The 17755-nt window shown below is 55.7% G+C and carries 20 protein-coding genes; 15 read left to right on the top strand and 5 right to left on the bottom strand.

Features of this window, described 5'->3' with window-relative positions:
• The first annotated feature begins 2 nt into the window (after positions 1-2).
• Positions 3-356 (top strand): gamma-glutamylcyclotransferase, encoded by a 354-nt coding sequence (locus N5J69_RS14145; protein WP_279771135.1) that lies wholly within the window; start codon positions 3-5, stop codon positions 354-356.
• Between the two features lie 56 nt (positions 357-412).
• Here N5J69_RS14145 and ppa read toward each other — a convergent pair whose 3' ends face one another.
• The 3 genes from ppa to N5J69_RS14130 form a co-directional block, all read right to left on the bottom strand.
• Positions 413-943, bottom strand: coding sequence for an inorganic diphosphatase (gene ppa, locus N5J69_RS14140; RefSeq protein ID WP_003855519.1), 531 nt, complete (start codon positions 941-943; stop codon positions 413-415).
• A gap of 100 nt (positions 944-1043) precedes the next feature.
• Positions 1044-1493 carry a DUF441 domain-containing protein gene (locus N5J69_RS14135; RefSeq protein ID WP_279771134.1) on the bottom strand — a complete coding sequence of 150 codons (450 nt, stop codon included), beginning with the start codon at positions 1491-1493 and terminating at the stop codon, positions 1044-1046.
• Positions 1494-1554: 61 nt separating this feature from the next.
• Positions 1555-1965 (bottom strand): lysozyme inhibitor LprI family protein, encoded by a 411-nt coding sequence (locus N5J69_RS14130; RefSeq protein ID WP_279771132.1) that lies wholly within the window; start codon positions 1963-1965, stop codon positions 1555-1557.
• A 169-nt stretch (positions 1966-2134) separates the two neighbouring features.
• Between N5J69_RS14130 and N5J69_RS14125 the strand changes: the two genes are divergently transcribed.
• A complete protein-coding gene (locus N5J69_RS14125; RefSeq protein ID WP_279771130.1) occupies positions 2135-3694 on the top strand; it encodes a methyl-accepting chemotaxis protein in 1560 nt (519 codons plus the stop codon).
• 59 nt (positions 3695-3753) lie between these two features.
• On the opposite strand, the gene fbp is transcribed toward N5J69_RS14125, so the two are convergent.
• Positions 3754-4761 (bottom strand): class 1 fructose-bisphosphatase, encoded by a 1008-nt coding sequence (gene fbp, locus N5J69_RS14120; protein ID WP_279771129.1) that lies wholly within the window; start codon positions 4759-4761, stop codon positions 3754-3756.
• Between the two features lie 168 nt (positions 4762-4929).
• On the opposite strand from fbp, the gene mpl reads away from it, so the two are divergent.
• Complete coding sequence (mpl, locus tag N5J69_RS14115; protein WP_279771128.1) at positions 4930-6282, top strand: UDP-N-acetylmuramate:L-alanyl-gamma-D-glutamyl-meso-diaminopimelate ligase; 1353 nt, start codon at positions 4930-4932, stop codon at positions 6280-6282.
• A gap of 348 nt (positions 6283-6630) precedes the next feature.
• On the top strand, positions 6631-7371 hold the full coding sequence (locus tag N5J69_RS14110) for an oligogalacturonate-specific porin KdgM family protein (RefSeq protein WP_279771127.1): 741 nt from the start codon (positions 6631-6633) through the stop codon (positions 7369-7371).
• 36 nt (positions 7372-7407) lie between these two features.
• On the opposite strand, the gene yjgA is transcribed toward N5J69_RS14110, so the two are convergent.
• The gene (gene yjgA, locus N5J69_RS14105; RefSeq protein ID WP_279771126.1) at positions 7408-7953 is read right to left on the bottom strand and encodes a ribosome biogenesis factor YjgA; all 546 of its coding nucleotides are present in this window, start codon (positions 7951-7953) and stop codon (positions 7408-7410) included.
• Positions 7954-8068: 115 nt separating this feature from the next.
• Here yjgA and pmbA point away from each other — a divergent pair, with 115 nt between their 5' ends.
• The 11 genes from pmbA (at position 8069) to N5J69_RS14050 (ending at position 17753) form a co-directional block, all read left to right on the top strand.
• Positions 8069-9409 carry a metalloprotease PmbA gene (gene pmbA, locus N5J69_RS14100; protein ID WP_279771124.1) on the top strand — a complete coding sequence of 447 codons (1341 nt, stop codon included), beginning with the start codon at positions 8069-8071 and terminating at the stop codon, positions 9407-9409.
• Between the two features lie 64 nt (positions 9410-9473).
• The gene (cybC, locus tag N5J69_RS14095) at positions 9474-9860 is read left to right on the top strand and encodes a cytochrome b562 (RefSeq protein WP_279771122.1); all 387 of its coding nucleotides are present in this window, start codon (positions 9474-9476) and stop codon (positions 9858-9860) included.
• A gap of 295 nt (positions 9861-10155) precedes the next feature.
• On the top strand, positions 10156-10491 hold the full coding sequence (locus N5J69_RS14090) for a glycine dehydrogenase (RefSeq protein WP_279771120.1): 336 nt from the start codon (positions 10156-10158) through the stop codon (positions 10489-10491).
• Between the two features lie 13 nt (positions 10492-10504).
• Positions 10505-10861, top strand: a complete 357-nt coding sequence (locus tag N5J69_RS14085) for an SFCGS family glycine-rich protein (RefSeq protein ID WP_009087404.1) — start codon at positions 10505-10507, stop codon at positions 10859-10861.
• 2 nt (positions 10862-10863) lie between these two features.
• Positions 10864-11163, top strand: a complete 300-nt coding sequence (locus N5J69_RS14080; RefSeq protein WP_279771118.1) for a DUF4312 family protein — start codon at positions 10864-10866, stop codon at positions 11161-11163.
• Positions 11164-11289: 126 nt separating this feature from the next.
• Entirely contained in the window at positions 11290-12066 is a 777-nt protein-coding gene (locus N5J69_RS14075; RefSeq protein ID WP_008925780.1) for a DUF4311 domain-containing protein, read from the top strand.
• An 11-nt stretch (positions 12067-12077) separates the two neighbouring features.
• Entirely contained in the window at positions 12078-12719 is a 642-nt protein-coding gene (locus N5J69_RS14070) for a DUF4310 family protein (RefSeq protein ID WP_279771117.1), read from the top strand.
• Positions 12720-12762: 43 nt separating this feature from the next.
• Positions 12763-13893, top strand: coding sequence for an amidohydrolase/deacetylase family metallohydrolase (locus tag N5J69_RS14065; protein ID WP_279771116.1), 1131 nt, complete (start codon positions 12763-12765; stop codon positions 13891-13893).
• Complete coding sequence (locus N5J69_RS14060) at positions 13877-14998, top strand: DgaE family pyridoxal phosphate-dependent ammonia lyase (RefSeq protein WP_279771115.1); 1122 nt, start codon at positions 13877-13879, stop codon at positions 14996-14998. Before N5J69_RS14065 ends, N5J69_RS14060 begins: the two co-directional genes overlap by 17 nt.
• Positions 14995-15735, top strand: coding sequence for a KDGP aldolase family protein (locus N5J69_RS14055; protein WP_279771114.1), 741 nt, complete (start codon positions 14995-14997; stop codon positions 15733-15735). Before N5J69_RS14060 ends, N5J69_RS14055 begins: the two co-directional genes overlap by 4 nt.
• A 107-nt stretch (positions 15736-15842) precedes the next feature.
• Positions 15843-17753: a PRD domain-containing protein gene (locus N5J69_RS14050; protein ID WP_279771113.1), complete on the top strand. Its 1911-nt coding sequence runs from the start codon at positions 15843-15845 to the stop codon at positions 17751-17753.
• The last annotated feature ends 2 nt before the right edge of the window (positions 17754-17755 follow it).

Raw genomic sequence — 17755 nt, 5'->3', positions numbered from 1 at the left:
CAATGCGAATAATTGTCTACGGCAGTTTACGGCGCAAACAGGGAAACAGTCACTGGATGACGAATGCGCAGTGGCTGGGTGATCACCAGATTGAAGGCTTTGAGCTGTACAGTCTGGGGCATTATCCCGGCGTCATAGAGGGCAATGGAGCGGTACATTGTGAAGTGTACCGCATTGATGCCTCAACGCTTGCGGAGCTGGATGCGCTTCGCACTAAGGGAGGAGAGTACAAACGTTATCTGACTCAGACGCCGTTTGGCAGTGCATGGCTTTATGTCTATCAACGCTCAGTGGCAGGACGCCAGCGCATTATGAGTGGTGACTGGCTGAAGCGTGATGAGCAGCCAGAGGCCTGAACAAAAACACCGTCCGGATGGACGGTGTTTTTTTTTCGACTCAGAGAGCAGCAGAATTACTTCTTCTGTGCGCGCTCGTACGAGGAGATGATTTCGGCTTTCGCGGCTTCGGCATTATCCCAGCCATCCACTTTTACCCATTTGCCTTTTTCCAGATCTTTGTAGTGCTCAAAGAAATGGGTGATCTGGGCACGCAGCAGTTCTGGCAGGTCGTTCACATCTTTAATGTGATCGTACTCTTTAGACAGCTTGGTGTGCGGAACGGCAACCAGTTTGGCATCTTCGCCAGACTCGTCGGTCATTTTCAGCACGCCAACCGGACGGCAGCGGATCACGGAGCCTGGCACCAGTGGATACGGGGTCGGAACCAGTACGTCAACCGGATCACCATCCAGTGAAAGGGTGTGGTTGATGTAGCCGTAGTTGCACGGATAGAACATCGCGGTAGACATGAAACGGTCTACAAACAGGGCACCAGACTCTTTATCAACTTCATATTTGATCGGATCAGCGTTTGCTGGGATCTCAATGACAACGTAGATATCTTCTGGCAGGTCTTTACCTGCTGGCACCTGGTTCAAACTCATCTGGCATTCCTTCAGTAGTCGTATGTTGAGTGTCGGCTATTATAGCCAACTGACTCTGAAAGTATGCCCTCTTTTTGGCGTTTCGGAATGCGCCCAAACGCTACTTAGCCGCCACAAACAGCGAAACAATGCCTGCAGCAATCAGTGGCCCTACCGGTACGCCGCGAAAGAACGCTACGCCAATCACCGTCCCGATCAGGAGTCCCCCGATGACCGACGGCTGCACGCTCATAAAGTTCACCCCCCGACCGCCCAGCCAGGCGACAAAAATTCCCACCAGAATCGCCACAATCGACTTCCAGTTAGCAAACGACTTGAGCAGCGCGGAGGCGGGCAGTGAGCCGCTGGCCAGCGGTGCCATCACCGCCACGGTAAGAATAATGATGCCTAAGGTGATGCCCTGTTTTTCTACGTAGGGGAAAAACTGCGCCAGCGGGGTCATTTTGATCGCCAGCAGCACCAGAATGGAGAGGGTGACGGCGTTGTTGTGAACGAAATAACTCAGTACGGCAAGGCCGATCAGAATAAGCGTTGAGGCGTAAGCAGCCATGATTTCTCCCTGAAGGTGAATGAGCGCACTGACGTCAGTCAGCGCAAAATCCGATTATTGTTCAGCAATCATCAGGATTCGCACAACTGCCCTGGCTCAGTGACTGCAACATCAGCGCCTGATTACGCACCAGGCTCAGATGCTGGGCGCTCAGGGCCACGCTGCCCAGCGTACCCTGAGATTGCAGCTGGCTACGGCTCGCTTCAAGCCAGCTGTCGCGGTAGCTCAGCCAGGTGCGCTGGGCGGTGCGCAGTTTATCTTTAGCGTCGCCGGTCAGGGTTTTCATCAGCGAGCTGTACTGCTTATTCATCTGCTGATCCCAGGCCTGCGTAGCCGTGGCATAGCACTGGTTCATTGCAAGGGTTGCAGAGGCGTCGTTGAGGCAGCGATCCAGCGCGGCGTCGGCAGGCAGACTCTTCGCCATCGACGCCGTGCTGACAAACAGCAGCATCAGAAGTAATCCCGATTTCATTCTTTTCTCCGGATAACGGACAGGCGGCGATCAGCTTGAGTGATGTTCCCGTGATGATCAAGTTGATAACACTAATCAGGGTTAAAGTTTCGGGCCGTTACTGCCGATACCTTTTCCGTTTTAGGGCCGCTGGAAAATTCGCCTTTTCTCATACACGGAAATCATCAGGATGAAACAGATATCACTTCGCACGGGGTTGCTGGCATTGCTGGCATTTATGACACTGCTGCTGTTGGCGGTGAGTTTTATGGGTATCGTGGCAATTAACAAAGGGAATCGCTCGCTGGATGTGATTAACCGCATTCAGGGGATCGAGCTGAACAGTCTTTACCAGAGCAATTCAGATCTGATGCGAGCCCGCGCTAACGCGGCGCTGGCGGTGCGTAAAATTGAAATTGGTATGCTGGAAGAGGGCGCGGCAGTCACCAAACTGTCGCAGGCAGATGTGCTGTTATCACAGCAAAACCTGAAGCGCTTTATTGATGCCGGCACGGTGACGGCGCACGGGAAAATGCTCGCAGAGGCGATTTCAGCCAGTTACAAAGCCTATCTCGACCAGGGCATCAAACCGATGATGACCGCGCTGGATAAGCAATACACCGACGAATATTATCAGCTGCTGGAAGGCAACCTGGCGACGCTGGCAGCCAATTACGACAAGGCCGTCACAGACTTCAGCCAGTTCGCCGGACAGGTCACCGATGCCCAGCTTGCGCAGGCGGCCTACAACGAAACCAAAATGAAAATCCTGATCGCCGTGGCAGGCGTATTAACGCTGCTGCTGCTGGTGCTCGCCTGGCAACTGCTGCGCCGGATGCTGCTGCAACCGCTGAACCTGGCGATCGTTCATCTTGAGCAGATTGCGGCGGGCGACCTGTCGCAGGCGCTGCCGCCGTCCAGTAATAATGAGCTGGGACGGCTCAATCACGCGCTGGCCGGGATGCAGCAGTCACTGCGTACCTCGGTCAGTCAGGTACGCGAAGCCAGCATCCAGATCGACATCGGCAGCCGTGAACTGGCTGCTGGCAACGTCAACCTGTCGCAGCGTACCGAAGAGTCCGCAGCCTCGCTGGAGCAAACGGCGGCCAGTATGGAGCAGCTTACGGCCACGGTTCGTCTTAACGCCAGCAACGCCCAGCAGGCGCATCAGCTGGCTAACGCGGTCTCCGATACGGCCGATCGCGGCGCTGAAGTGGTCTGCTACGTGATGGAAAAAATGCATGAGATCACCGACAGCGCCAATCGCATCGGCGACATTCTTAGCGTGATTGACGGCATCGCCTTCCAGACCAACATTCTGGCGCTTAACGCGGCCGTTGAAGCGGCGCGAGCAGGCGAGCAGGGGCGTGGCTTTGCGGTAGTCGCGAATGAAGTGCGTACGCTGGCACAGCGCAGTGCGAACGCCGCCAAAGAGATTCGGACGCTGATCGGTGATTCCCAGTCGCGGGTCAAAGAGGGCAGCGAGATGGCAACGCGTGCCGGGGAAACCATGGATGAGATTTCGGGTGAGGTAATGCGCGTAACGGCACTGATGAAAGAGATCTCGATGGCCTCCGACGAACAGAGTCGTGGCATTGAGCAGGTCAATCTGGCGGTTACACAGATGGATGCATCGGCTCAGCAGAACGCGGCGCTGGTGGAGCAGGCAACTGCCGCGACTCAGTCGCTGGAAGCGCAGTCCAGTCAGCTTCAGGCAACGATGGCGCAGTTCAGGTTGCAGACGGCGTAAAAGCAGGGCGCGATTAACGCGCCCTGCTTTTTTATATGACGGCGTAAATCACTGCCGGATTAGCCCTGACGGCAATCCGGGAACTCAGCCAGGAAACGCTCGACGTCGTTCACCATCGCCTCATTACCGCAGTAGAACGGGCAGCGCTGATGCAGCGTGACCGGTGGAATATCCAGAATACGCTTCTGACCGTCGCTGGCTTTACCGCCCGCCTGCTCGGCCAGGAAGGCCATCGGGTTGCACTCATACAGCAGACGCAGCTTGCCCTGAGGATGGCTGGCGGTGCTTGGGTAGAGGTAGATCCCGCCTTTCAGCAGATTACGATGGAAATCAGCAACCAGCGATCCGATGTAACGTGAGGTATAAGGACGATGGGTTGCCAGATCCTCTTCCTGACAGAACTTCAGATATTTCTTCACACCCTGCGGGAAACGAATGTAGTTACCTTCGTTAATGGAGTAGGTGTAACCGGCAGGTGGATAGGTCATACGTTCGTGGCTGAGGCAGAACACACCCAGTGAAGGATCGTATGTAAACGCATGCACGCCTGCACCGGTGGTGTACACCATCATGGTGGATGAGCCGTAGACCACGTAACCGGCAGCGACCTGCTTGTTGCCTGGCTGCATAAAGTCCGCTTCAACCACAGGCGTACCCGGTTCACTGACGCGATGATAAATGGAGAAAATGGTGCCGACGGAAACGTTAACGTCGATGTTAGAAGAACCATCCAGTGGATCCATTAACACCACGTACTTACCGTTTTCCTCACCTTCAAAGATAACGAATTCGTCTTCTTCCTCAGAAGCGATACCGGCGACGATGCCACGCGCTTTCAGTGCTGCCTTCAGTTTTTCGTTCGCGAACAGATCCAGCTTCATCTGCTGTTCACCCTGAACATTTTCCACACCACTGGCACCGAGAATATCCACCAGACCGGCTTTATTGATGTCGCGGTGGATAATTTTGGCACCCAGCTTGATAGCTGAAATCAGCGCCGTCAGTTCACCTGTGGCGTGCGGAAAGTCGTGCTGCTTCTCGACGATAAATTCGCCCAACGTTTTCATAACACATTCCCTGAATCTTCGATGGAGTGGCAGCACGCGTAACAGTCTGCCAACGGATGCGTACGCAGTTTAGCCGATTGAACTTCAAAAACCATAGTCCTAATCCGTTTCTTCCGTCTGCGAGCGGCGTTACACTGTGCGCCGAACTTTTGAGTAATGGATCATGTTATGCGCATTCACATCCTCGGGATTTGTGGCACTTTTATGGGCGGTCTGGCGGTACTGGCACGTTCACTTGGTCATCAGGTGACCGGTTCAGATGCCAACGTTTACCCGCCAATGAGTACACTGCTCGAACAGCAAGGCATTGAATTAACGGAAGGTTATGACGCCAGTCAGCTTGATCCGTTGCCTGACTTAGTCATAATCGGCAATGCAATGACGCGAGGTAATCCTTGTGTGGAAGCGGTGCTGGAACGCAACATTCCTTACCTCTCCGGTCCGCAGTGGCTGCACGATTTCGTGCTGCGCGATCGCTGGGTGCTGGCTGTCGCGGGAACCCACGGAAAAACCACCACAGCTGGCATGGCAGCGTGGATTCTTGAGGCCTGCGGCCTTGAACCCGGCTTCATTATTGGTGGCGTACCCGGAAACTTCGATGTCTCGGCAAAATTAGGAAAAAGTCCATTCTTCGTCATTGAAGCGGATGAGTACGATTGCGCGTTTTTTGACAAGCGTTCTAAGTTTGTCCATTACTCTCCCCGAACGCTGATCCTCAACAACCTTGAGTTTGATCATGCCGATATCTTTGACGATCTGCGGGCGATCCAGAAGCAGTTCCACCATCTGGTACGGATCGTGCCGGGCCAGGGCAAGATCCTGCTGCCGGAGCATGATCCGAACCTCAAACAGGTGATGGCGATGGGCTGCTGGAGCGAGCAGGAGAGCGTTGGCGAGCATGGGCGCTGGCAGGCGAAGAAGCTGACCAACGATGCGTCTCACTGGGAAATCTGGCTCGACGGCGAAAAAGTCGGGGAAGTGAACTGGGCGCTGGTGGGTGAACACAACATGCATAACGGCCTGATGGCAGTTGCAGCCGCACGGCATGTTGGGGTGAAGCCGGAAGATGCAGGCCAGGCGCTGAACACCTTTATTAATGCACGTCGCCGGCTTGAGCTGCGCGGCGAAGTAAACAACATCAAAGTCTATGATGATTTTGCTCACCATCCGACGGCAATTCTGGCAACCCTGGCTGCCCTGCGCAGCAAGGTCGGCGGCAGAGCACGCATCCTGGCGGTGCTGGAGCCACGCTCCAATACCATGAAAATGGGCGTCAGCAAAAACGACCTCGCACCGTCGCTGGCGCGTGCTGATGAGGTCTTTCTGTTCCAGCCGCACCATATTCCGTGGCAGGTTTCAGACGTAGCAGAAGCGTGCATTCCGCCTGCACACTGGAGCGCAGATATTGATACCCTGGTCGAAATGGTGGCCAAAGCGGCTCAGCCAGGCGACACGATTCTGGTCATGAGCAACGGCGGGTTCGGCGGCATTCATCAGAAACTGCTGGACAGGCTGGCATAAAAAAACAGGCGCCCGTTTTGGGCGCTTTTTTTTAATCGTTATTTCCGGTCATATTATTTCCTGAATAAATCCCGCATAGTTTGAATCCGATCTGCTCTCTCTTTATTCAGTTGCCAGATTTTCAATCGCCGTGTCTCAAACAGAAAGGCCGCTCCTGCCGGTTATTTTTAGCATCAACGCTGTTTGTGCGAAGAAAGAAATAATCAGAAGAATTCAGGTTAATGCAGCAATTAACAGGTTTTCTTTACATGGCATCTTATATTAATTCGAATTTTAAATATAAGTTAATTTTGGGTTAAATGAATTCGGAAGGTTCATTACCCTGATTACTGAGAATAAGGACATTTTATGGAAAAAAATACAGCATTATCATTGGCGCTGGGCGTCACGCTGTTAGGCACGTCCGCTGCGGCGCTGGCAACGGCCACGGTGGATTACCGGCACGAGTATCGTCTTCGCGACCGCACGCACTATGATAAGCTGGGGCTGAGCACCACGCTGCCAGATAATATGTTTCTTGGCGTCGAAACCAAATTCAAAACTGGCGGGGCAGATCCAAAAGATAAATATTATAACGACACCGTGTTAAACGTGGTGGAAGTAACCTTTCTGAAATCGTATTACTGGGGGAACTGGACGCTGTCCCCTTTTATTCAGCCAGAATTTAACTCCTCGCGAACCGAATGGAAATTCGGTGTTGCACCCTGGTATAAGTTTAACGATAGCTGGTCTCTTGGTGGCCTTTATCGACTTGAACTGACCGATTATGCCCATCACGATGAATGCCGCACCGGTGGTATCGATTATTGCGATACAGAGCGGCATCGCACGGCAAACCGCTTTGATCTCTATCTGCGGAATAAAACCGATCGGCTCACCACCACCTATAAACTGGTGTATAAGCACGCCGATGCAAAACTGTTTGCTGATAAGCGCTATGACTATGAACAGGAGTTACAGTTCGACTATGCGCTTGGCAACGAACGCGTCTGGGTGCCTTACGTCACCTTCGGCGATATCGGACGTTCTGCTACCTCAAGCGAACGCCAGCTGCGGCTGCGCACCGGTATTCTCTATATCTATCGGTAAGCTGCCGGGAGGCGGGCAGGGCTGCCCGCCATGGCATTACTGCGCTTCAGCCAGTTCGCGCAGATACTGGAAAATCTGACGGGCAGACTTCGGTGGCTTGTTGCCCGCTTTCTCTTTCTGCGCGTTACGGATCATGCTGCGTAACTGCTGACGATCGGCATCGGGATAAAGCGCAATGACGTCGCTCATCGCCTCATCACCCTGCTCAATCAGGCGATCGCGCAGCATTTCCAGTTTGTGGAACAGCGCAACCTGCTGGTTATGGCGATTCTTGAGCTTATCCAGTGCGACGCGGATCGGCTCCACATCAATACTGCGCAGCAGTTTACCGATCAGCTGTAGCTGTCGACGGCGACCCTCTTTTTTGATGCGCTGTGCCAGTTCGATTTCGGTGCGCAGGCGCTCATCCAGCGGGATTTTATCCAGCGAGTTTTTACCCAGATCAACCAGTTCGGCACCCAGGCGCTTTAACTCTTCTGCATCGCGTTTAATTTCACTCTTACTGACCCAGATAATCTCTTCATCTTCTTCTTCGTCATTATCTGGCACATCGTCGAGCCACTCATCGGGCTGTCTGGTCATTTCCGGGCTCCCAAAAAAAAGAGGCTAATCCTACCAGTTTATCGGGTGACTGCGAAATTGTTCTCTGACTCTGATAGACTCAAATCATTCACACATAAGATTAGACGGCAGGTCGATGAACGTATCTACTCAGGTTGCAGAACAGCGAAAAGTACTGGAGCAGGCCATTGCGCAGGCACTGGAACTGGCTAAAGCAAGCACTGACAGCGCGGAAGTGGCTGTCAGTAAGACCACCGGCATCGGGGTCAGCACCCGCTATGGCGAAGTGGAAAACGTTGAATTTAACAGCGACGGTGCGCTGGGCATCACCGTTTATCATCAGAATCGTAAAGGCAGTGCCTCATCGACCGACCTCAGCCCGGACGCGATCAAACGTACCGTGCAGGCGGCGATTGATATTGCGCGCTACACCTCGCCCGATCCGTTTGCCGGTCTGGCTGACGCCGATCTGCTCGCCTATGATGCGCCAGATCTGGATCTCTACCATCCGTGGGAAATTGATGCTGACCGCGCCATCGAACTGGCAGCGCAGGCGGAACAGGCATCGCTGCGGGCCGACAAGCGTATTACTAACACCGAAGGCGGCAGTTTCAACAGCCACGTCGGCATTAAAGTTTTTGGCAACAGCCACGGTATGCTGCAGAGCTACTGCTCAAGCCGTCACTCGCTCTCCAGCTGCGTCATTGCTGAGCAGGATGGCAACATGGAGCGCGACTACGCCTATACGATTGGCCGCGCATTTGAAGATTTAAAAAGCCCGGAGTGGGTGGGTGCAGAGTGCGCACGCCGCACGCTTTCCCGTCTGGCCCCGCGCAAACTTCCGACCATGAAAGCCCCGGTCATTTTTTCCGCCGAAGTGGCGACCGGCTTGTTTGGTCATCTGGTTGGCGCGATCAGCGGCAGCAGCGTTTACCGTAAATCAACTTTCCTGCTGGACTCAATGGGCCAGCAGATTCTGCCATCGTGGCTCACCATCAGCGAGCAGCCACATCTGCTGAAAGGGCTCGCCTCCACGCCGTTCGACAGCGAAGGGGTGCGGACGCAGGCGCGCGACATCATCAAAGATGGCGTACTGCAGACCTGGCTGCTGACCAGCTATTCCGCCCGTAAACTGGGCCTGACCAGCACCGGTCATGCTGGCGGCATTCATAACTGGCGCATTGCAGGTCAGGGCCACAGCTTTGACGACCTGCTGAAGCAGATGGGGACCGGATTAGTGGTGACCGAGCTGATGGGGCAGGGCGTCAGCGCTATTACCGGTGACTACTCACGCGGTGCAGCCGGTTTCTGGGTTGAGAATGGCGTGATTCAGTACCCGGTCAGCGAAGTCACTATTGCCGGCAATCTTAAAGAGATGTGGCACAACATGGTGACCATCGGTGACGATATTGAAACCCGGAGTAATATCCAGTGCGGTTCAGTGTTACTGCCTGAGATGAAGATAGCCGGGCAATAAAGATGGATTTCTGAAGCAGCCTGTTGGCTGCTTTTTTTTCATCACAATAAAAAAGGAAGTAATGATGCGTAAGCATGTGATTGCAATGTTGTCGGCTTCTTTGTTGTTCTCCAGCGTCAGCCTGTATGCGGCAGATCTGGAGCAGGATATGGACACGCTGAATGCGAACCTGAAAATCGTCAGGAAAAGTGACAATGCGCAGGAGATGCAGCAGGCGTTAACCAAAATGCGTGCCGCGGCGCAGGATGCCAAAAAGTCCACGCCTGATAAGCTCGAAGGTCAGCCTGCTGACAGCGCGCAAATCAAAGACTACCACGCAGGCCTCGATTCACTCATCGCACAGATCGACGTGGTCAGTGCGCTGGCGAAAGCGAACAATGTGGATGGCGCAAAGCGCGAAGCCGCGAAATTTGATGACATCCGCAATACCAACCATAAGAAATTCCGCTAATGCGATCGCCGGTCAGCCCGACCGGCGGTCTTTTACCATCACTTCTGCTTATCACCGCGCGGTAAATCTCTGACCGGCACTCTTGCCATCGCACAACCTCCCCGTCTGACGCGGTTAAATCCATCACTTTGCGCATTATGCGACGCATGTCGCACTGATCGTGCAGCCTGCGATCTGACGCACAACCTTCACTTCAATTTCCACTTACTGCTGGAAATGTTGCCTCTCCACAGCCAGGGCGTTGGCCGTTAATTTGTTTCTAACGCGAATTATCCGGTTTAACAGGAGTAGCAAGGTGAGCAATAACGGCGTCCCGGTGTATGAAGCGCCACCGGAGAAAGTGCAGCAGCTGGCTGACAGTGTGATGACGCAGATTGCTGCCATCTATCAGCAGCATGGCATTCAGCCCAACGCGGTCCAGCAGCAGATGCTGCAATCGCATGTCGGTGCCATGGCGTCACGCTCGCTGAGCGGGGAGCCGCTGCCGGAAGTGGAAGCGGAGCTGTTTGAGGATATCCCATTGGAAACGTTAGCGCTGGCGCAGCAGGTCGTCGATCTGTTTGGCAATCTGCCCCGCGAAGAGGCCTGGCTGCTGTCAGTGCATATTGAAGTTGCGCGTTCAAACAATTAGAGAGGAGCACACCATGGTAACCGTAGTGATTGGCGATCGTTTAGGGAAAGGTCAGAAAGTGGCGGCGGGCATCGAAAAAGCGGGTGGCCGGGCCGTCGTCGTGCCAGGTGTGGCGGCTGACATGAAACTGGGTGACGTAATGAAGGCAGAAAACGCCGATTTCGGCATCTCGTTCTGCGGCAGCGGCGGTGCAGGTGCCATTACCGCCCAGAACAAGTATGGCTACAAAGCAAAGCATGGCATGCGTTCGATCGACGAAGGCGTTACCGCCATCAATGAAGGTGCCACGGTGCTGGGCTTTGGCTTTATGGATAAAGAAGAGTTGGGTGAGCGGCTGGTGCAGGCCTGGAACAAGAAGCACGGCAGCTGATTATGAAAGAACAATACGTTACCCAGGTGACGGTCGAGGGCAAAGGCGATACCAAAGCGAAAGCCTTTGCCGATGCCCTGAGTCGTGTGCAGAACCAGGTTCTGCGCGCGACGCAAAAAATTCTGCTGCGCATTGAACCCCAGGATGTCCGGGTGCTGCGCGCGCAGGAGAGCGTCAAAAACGAGAAGTTTCTCTTCTTCTTTCTGGCGCGCCAACGGCGGAGCTTCAGCGTCACGCTGGAGATCACCGTCAGCGTCACCGTTTTCGACACCGAACAGGTCACGTTCACGGCGGCATCATAAAACAGAACCTGTTCACATCAGCCCCCGTTTGCCCGATCCCTGCTGTTGCGATATCGCGGCGGTCAGGCCAGGGCAATGCGGCGGCGCGGGTATGACGGGTATAAAACGACAACAAGGTACAACAACATGTTTTTAATCATTTTGTTTAAGTCGTTGATCATTGGCGGGCTGGTAGGTGTCGGCGTTGGAGCAGGTGCGGCGCGCATGTTCCATGCACCAACCACCCAGGGCATGGGAGCCTTTCGTACGCTGGGCGAGCTGAACTCGTGTGAAGGCGATCCGGCATCCCACTTCTCCTTTGGTCTTGGCTTCTTTTTCAATGCCTGGGCATCGTCTGTCGCAGCCGGTTCATTCACGCAGGATGTGGACCATCGCATCATTCCAAACTGGGGTGCTGCTGCCTTGATGGTGAAGAATCGTAATGTGGCGGAGACGCTGCACGATCCGAAAAAAATGGCCATCGCCTGCGGCATCATCGGCATGATCGTGGTCGCCTTCCTTAACTCCACTGCCTCTGCTGTACCGGCTGCGCTGCAGGTTACAGCGGTCAAAGTGCTGGTGCCCGCCGCTAACCTGCTGGTGAATACCGTCATGCCGGTCATCTTCTGGCTGGCCGCGATCGATGCAGGCAAAAAATCAGGCTTCTGGGCCACCATTTTTGGCGGCCTGGCGCAGCTGATCATGGGCAACGCGGTGCCAGGCCTGGTGCTGGGTATCCTGATCGGTAAAGGCGTGGAAGAAAGCGGCTGGAACCGCGTCACCAAAGTGATGATGACCGCCATCGTGCTGCTGTTTGTCCTGAGCGGCTTCTTCCGTGGTTTCGACATGAAGCTGCTGCAGTCCTTCCAGCTCGGCATTCCCGGCTGGCTCGACATGATCCACAACTCAGTCAGCGGCAAATAAGAGGCGATGCGATGAACGAAAATAAAGGCTTCTGGTACGCCGACTGGTCTTTCCCGATCTTTGTTGGCCTGCTCTCTTCTGGCGTCTTCGCCGGGACGCACATGTATTACCTCTATGGCATCGGCGCGTTTAACGAAGTGGCGTTTGTCTCGATGCTGCGTTCAGGCATGGAGACCGGCGTCTACGGCGCGGTTGCCGCCTTTGGGGCCAGCTTCCTGTTCGCCCGCATTATCGAAGGCTCGCTGGTAGGGATCCTGGATATTGGCGGGGCGATTCAGACCGGCGTCGGCCTGGGCGTTCCGGCCCTGCTGCTGGGCGCGGGCATTGTCTTCCCTGTGGCGAACTTCGCAGCCTCGCTGGCGACGGGCCTGGTGATTGGTGTGGCGATTGGCTACCTGATTATTCTGGCGCGTAAATTCACCATCAATCAGAGCGACTCCACCTACGGCGCAGACGTGATGATGGGGGCGGGTAATGCGTCGGGACGCTTCCTGGGGCCGCTGATCATCCTGTCCGCTATGGCGGCATCCATTCCGATTGGTCTGGGCTCGCTGCTGGGTGCGCTGCTGTTCTATCTCTGGAACAAGCCGATTACTGGCGGGGCGATCCTTGGCGCGATGATCCTTGGGGCGCTGTTCCCGATTGCTCTCTGATCTCACCGGCAGCCCGGCAGCGGGCTGCCGTTAAGGAGAAACCATGTACGACTTGATTATCCGCGCAGCAAGGCTCAGCGATGAGCAGGTGGTGGACATTGCGCTGCAGGATGGCCGCATCGCGGCTGTCGGCAACGTGCAGGGCAAAGCACAGCGCGAGCGCGATCTTGCGGGCCGCTACTACCTCAGCGCTGGCTGGATCGACTCCCATGTTCACTGCTATCCCAAATCACCGATTTATCATGATGAAGCGGACGCGATTGGCGTCGCGCATGGCGTCACCACGGTTGTGGATGCGGGCAGCACCGGCGCAGAGCACATTGATGACTTTTACCAGCTGACGCGTGCGGCGCAGACCCAGGTTTATGCGCTGATCAATATCGCCCGCACCGGCATCATCACCCAGAATGAGCTGGCCGACATGGCGCAGATAGACAGCGAGGCGGTCCGGCAGGCCGTGGCGCGACTGCCCGATTTTATTGTCGGGCTCAAGGCGCGTATCAGCAGCAGCGTTGTGGGGCAGAACGGCGTGCAGCCGCTGATAAAAGCCAAAGCAATTCAGCAGGAGACCGGCGGTCTGCCGCTGATGGTTCACATTGGCAATAATCCGCCCAATCTTGATCAGATTGCGGATCTGCTCACCACGGGCGACATCATCACCCACTGCTTTAATGGCAAACCCAATCGCATTCTGACGCCGCAGGGCGAACTTAAGGCCGCCGTCAGACATGCTATCGCACGCGGCGTAAAACTCGATGTCGGTCACGGCAGCGCCAGTTTCAGCTTTGAGGTTGCCCGTGTGGCCATTGCGCAGGGCATCGTGCCCGACACCATCAGCTCGGACATTTACTGCCGCAATCGCCTGACCGGTCCGGTTCACAGCCTGGCGCATGTGATGTCGAAATTCTTCAGCATCGGCATGACGCTGCCGCAGGTGATCGACTGCGTGACGGTCAATGCGGCTGCAGGACTGCGCCTGCTGCGTAAGGGACAGCTGAAAGTTGGCTACGACGCCGATCTGACTGTTTTTAGCGTCAAAGAAGAAACCCGGCCCTTTATCGATTCAGAAGGTGAAGAGGTCGCCGGTGAGAAGCATCTGGTTCCGCTGGCGGCCGTGGTCGCCGGTACGTGGATCGCGACTAAAGAAGGAATAGCGCATGACCTCGGTTTATGAAAAGTATGGCCTGAAGCCGGTTATTAACGCCTCTGGCCGTATGACGATCCTCGGCGTCTCCACGCCGTCGAGTGACGTGATCGATACGGTGAAATATGGCCTCGATCACTACTTCGAAATGAAAGATCTGGTGGATAAGACCGGTGCGTATATTGCCGGGCTGCTGAAGGTAGAGAACGCGCTGGTGGTTTCCTGTGCCTCCGCAGGCATCGCTCAGAGCGTGGCAGCGGTGATTGTGAAAGACAATGACTGGCTGGTGGATAACCTGCATGCCGCACCGCTGACCGTCCCGCACCAGATTGTGGTGCCGAAAGGACACAACGTGAACTATGGCGCACCGGTTGGCAGCATGGTGGCACTGGGCGGCGGGCAACTGGTGGAAGCGGGGTACAGCAATGAGTGCTCACCCGCCCAGCTGGCGGCGGCGATCACGCCACAGACTGCGGCGATCCTCTATGTGAAATCGCATCACTGCGTGCAGAAGAGCCATCTCGATGTGGCACAGGCCGCCGCTGTTGCGCGCCAGCATGGCGTGCCGCTGATCGTCGATGCGGCAGCGGAAGAGGATCTGCACTGCTACTACGCGGCGGGAGCCGATCTGGTGATCTACAGCGGAGCAAAAGCGATCGAAGGGCCAACCAGCGGGCTGGTGATTGGCAGACATCAATACGTCGAGTGGGTCAAACGCCAGACCAACGGCATTGGTCGCGCAATGAAAGTAGGCAAAGAGGGCATTCTCGGGCTGACGCAGGCGATTGAAAATTATCTGACGCAGCCAAAAATCAGCGGCGCGCAGATGGTGGAAAAAATGACGCCCTTCATTGAGCAGCTCAACGATCTGAAGGGTGTGACCGCCCGCGTCGTGTGGGATGCCGCCGGACGCGATATCGCCCGGGCGGAGATCGCGTTCGATGAAGCCGCGATCCAGCAACGTACAGGCGATCTGGTTCAGTCACTGAAAAAAGGCGACGTCGCGATCTACTTCCGGGGTTACAAAGCCAACGAGGGGATCATTGAAGCGGACGTGCGCAGCGTCAGCGCCGATCAGCTGCACCAGATTTTCATCCGCATTCAGACACTGTTAAAGGGAGAGAAACACGCATGACGCTGACCCCCAATTTTTATCAGGATCGCATCTGCCTTAATGTCCTGGCAGGATCAAAAGAGAACGCCCGCGCCATCTGGCAGGCAGCCGAAGGGCACGTGCTGGTCGGCGTGCTGTCGAAAAACTATGCCAGTAATGAAGCCGCTATCGCTGACATGCGCGAGTATGCCGCGCTGATTGATAATGCACTTTCCGTCGGGCTGGGTGCGGGCGATCCGAATCAGTCACAGATGGTGAGTGAGATTGCGGCGGTGCTGCAACCGCAGCATGTGAACCAGGTATTCACTGGCGTTGCCACCAGTCGTGCGCTGCTGGGCCAGTCCCAGACAGTTGTGAACGGCCTGATTTCGCCCACCGGTACGCCAGGCCTGGTGAAAATTTCCACCGGGCCACGCAGCGCCAGACAGCAGGACGGGATCGTGCCTGCTGAAACGGCGATTGCGATGCTGCAGGATATGGGCGGCAGCTCGGTAAAATATTTCCCGATGGGCGGTTTGCAGGCGGTGGATGAGTATCGCGCCGTGGCGGAAGCCTGCGCAAAACATGATTTCTGGCTGGAGCCAACCGGCGGCATCGATCTGGATAATTTTGGCGAGATCGTTCGCATCGCGCTGGAATCGGGCGTCAGCAAAGTGATCCCGCACGTCTACAGTTCGATCATCGACAAAGCCAGCGGAGAGACCCGTATTGACGATGTGCAGCAACTGCTGGCCATCTGTAAAACGCTGATGGCCTGAGGATCAGCCCAATCTGCCCGCGAGTGGCCGATCGCGCAACATGGACGTTGCGTAACGATCGCCGTAGGCTGATGTTCCCACTTTCTGTCTGCAAACAGGTAACGCTTGTGAGATTTCCCAATCAGCGCCTTGCGCAACTGTTCGATGCCCTGCAAAACGAAACGCTGCCTCAGGATGAGCTTGCGCGGCGTTTTGCCGTCTCGACACGCACTGTGCGCACCGATATCACGGCCCTGAATGCGCTGCTGGCAGACCATGGCGCTCAGTTTATCCTCAGTCGTGGCGCGGGGTATCAGCTGAAGATTGAGGATGCTCAGCGCTTTGAGCATCTGCAACAGCATAACGCGTCGCCGCTGCGGGTGCCGCGCACCTCGCCAGATCGGGTTCGTTACCTGCTGACCCGCTTTCTTACTGCGGCCTATTCGCTGAAGCTTGAAGAGCTGGCGGAAGAGTGGTTTGTCAGTCGCGCTACCCTGCAGAATGACATGGCAGAGGTCCGTGAATGGCTGGGACGTTATCACCTCACCATTGAGAGCAAGCCACACTACGGCATGAAGCTGTTCGGGAGCGAAGTGGCGATTCGTACCTGTCTGACGGATCTGTTATGGCAAATCGATCAGGCGCAGCCAGAGAGTCCGCTGCTGACCATTGAAGCGCTGAACAGCGGCATGCTGGAGACGCTGCGCCCGCTGCTGCAAAACTGCTTTGCTCAGTACAACATTCGCCTCAGCGATGAGGGCGAGCGCTATCTTCAGCTGTACTGTGCGGTGGCGGTGCGTCGCATCAGCGAGGGCTATCCGCTCAACGATCCGGGTGCCGAGGAGATTGGCGATGAGGTGCGAGAAGCGGCACATCAGCTGATTACGCTGATGCGCCCGCTGGTCAGTAAACCGATTTCACCGGCAGAAGAAAACTGGCTGCGGGTCAATATCGCAGCCAGGCGTATTCAGGCGATCGCCCCCAGCGCCATTAATGCCGATGACGCCGACGCGCTGGTGGATTATCTGCTCAGCTTTATCAACACGCATTACAACTTCAATCTGCAAAACGACCAGCAGCTGCGTGCCGATCTGCTCACCCACATCAAAACCATGATTACCCGGGTGCGCTATCAGATTCATATTCCCAACCCGCTGCTCGACAACATCAAGCAGCACTATCCCATGGCCTATGATGTCACCCTGGCGGCGGTCACCAGCTGGGGGAAATATACCCCTTATGTTATCTCCGAGAATGAGATCGGCTTTCTGGTGCTGCATATCGGTGTTGGCCTGGAGCGCCACTACGACGTCGGCTATCAGCGGCATCCGCAGGTGCTGCTGGTGTGCGACAGCGGTAACTCCACGCTGCGGATGATTGAGGCGATGCTGCTGCGAAAATATCCGCAGTTGCAGGTCACCGCTCGTCTGTCACAGCGCGAATATGAGGCGCGCAGCCGTATCGACGAGGATTTTGTTATCTCGACCATCCGGCTCAGTGAAAAAGAGAAACCGGTGGTGGTGATGTCACCGTTTCCCACCGGTTTTCAGCTGGAGCAGATTGGCAAGCTGGTGCTGGTTGACCGGACCCGGCCCTACATGTTGGCGAAATTTTTTGATGCCCAGCACTTTCACATCGTCGACAGGCCGATGACCCAGTCTGAGCTGTTCCGTCAGCTGTGCGATCAGCTGGAGGCCGAGGGGTTTGTGGATGCGGCCTTCTGTCCGTCAGTTGAAGAGCGTGAAGCGATTGTCAGCACCATGCTCGGCGAAGGGATTGCGCTGCCGCACTCGCTGGGACTGCTGGCAAAGAAAACCGTGGTGTATACCGTGCTGGCACCGCACGGCATCCCCTGGGGCGACGACACCGCCTATGTGATTTTCCTGCTGGCGATCAGCAAAAGTGAATATGAAGAGGCAATGGCGATTTACGATCTGTTTGTGACGTTCCTGCGCGAAAGGGCGATGACCCGCCTGCGGGACAGCAGTGACTTCACCAGCTTCAGGGCAGTGGCCATGGATTGCCTGAGCCGGTCTTAGCT

The sequence above is a fragment of the Pantoea sp. GD03673 genome (assembly GCF_029844725.1).
Classification (GTDB): domain Bacteria; phylum Pseudomonadota; class Gammaproteobacteria; order Enterobacterales; family Enterobacteriaceae; genus Pantoea.
This window is presented reverse-complemented; position numbering and strand designations above follow the sequence as displayed.

Coding starts and splice junctions, on each gene's coding strand:
- cybC (WP_279771122.1), top strand. CDS start 9,474: ATGCGTAAGCATGTGATTGCAATGTTGTCGGCTTCTTTGTTGTTCTCC.
- N5J69_RS14070 (WP_279771117.1), top strand. CDS start 12,078: ATGAACGAAAATAAAGGCTTCTGGTACGCCGACTGGTCTTTCCCGATC.
- fbp (WP_279771129.1), bottom strand. CDS start 4,761: ATGAAAACGTTGGGCGAATTTATCGTCGAGAAGCAGCACGACTTTCCG.
- N5J69_RS14075 (WP_008925780.1), top strand. CDS start 11,290: ATGTTTTTAATCATTTTGTTTAAGTCGTTGATCATTGGCGGGCTGGTA.
- N5J69_RS14135 (WP_279771134.1), bottom strand. CDS start 1,493: ATGGCTGCTTACGCCTCAACGCTTATTCTGATCGGCCTTGCCGTACTG.
- ppa (WP_003855519.1), bottom strand. CDS start 943: ATGAGTTTGAACCAGGTGCCAGCAGGTAAAGACCTGCCAGAAGATATC.
- mpl (WP_279771128.1), top strand. CDS start 4,930: ATGCGCATTCACATCCTCGGGATTTGTGGCACTTTTATGGGCGGTCTG.
- N5J69_RS14145 (WP_279771135.1), top strand. CDS start 3: ATGCGAATAATTGTCTACGGCAGTTTACGGCGCAAACAGGGAAACAGT.
- N5J69_RS14080 (WP_279771118.1), top strand. CDS start 10,864: ATGAAAGAACAATACGTTACCCAGGTGACGGTCGAGGGCAAAGGCGAT.
- N5J69_RS14060 (WP_279771115.1), top strand. CDS start 13,877: ATGACCTCGGTTTATGAAAAGTATGGCCTGAAGCCGGTTATTAACGCC.
- pmbA (WP_279771124.1), top strand. CDS start 8,069: ATGAACGTATCTACTCAGGTTGCAGAACAGCGAAAAGTACTGGAGCAG.
- N5J69_RS14125 (WP_279771130.1), top strand. CDS start 2,135: ATGAAACAGATATCACTTCGCACGGGGTTGCTGGCATTGCTGGCATTT.
- N5J69_RS14085 (WP_009087404.1), top strand. CDS start 10,505: ATGGTAACCGTAGTGATTGGCGATCGTTTAGGGAAAGGTCAGAAAGTG.
- N5J69_RS14055 (WP_279771114.1), top strand. CDS start 14,995: ATGACGCTGACCCCCAATTTTTATCAGGATCGCATCTGCCTTAATGTC.
- N5J69_RS14130 (WP_279771132.1), bottom strand. CDS start 1,965: ATGAAATCGGGATTACTTCTGATGCTGCTGTTTGTCAGCACGGCGTCG.
- yjgA (WP_279771126.1), bottom strand. CDS start 7,953: ATGACCAGACAGCCCGATGAGTGGCTCGACGATGTGCCAGATAATGAC.
- N5J69_RS14065 (WP_279771116.1), top strand. CDS start 12,763: ATGTACGACTTGATTATCCGCGCAGCAAGGCTCAGCGATGAGCAGGTG.
- N5J69_RS14110 (WP_279771127.1), top strand. CDS start 6,631: ATGGAAAAAAATACAGCATTATCATTGGCGCTGGGCGTCACGCTGTTA.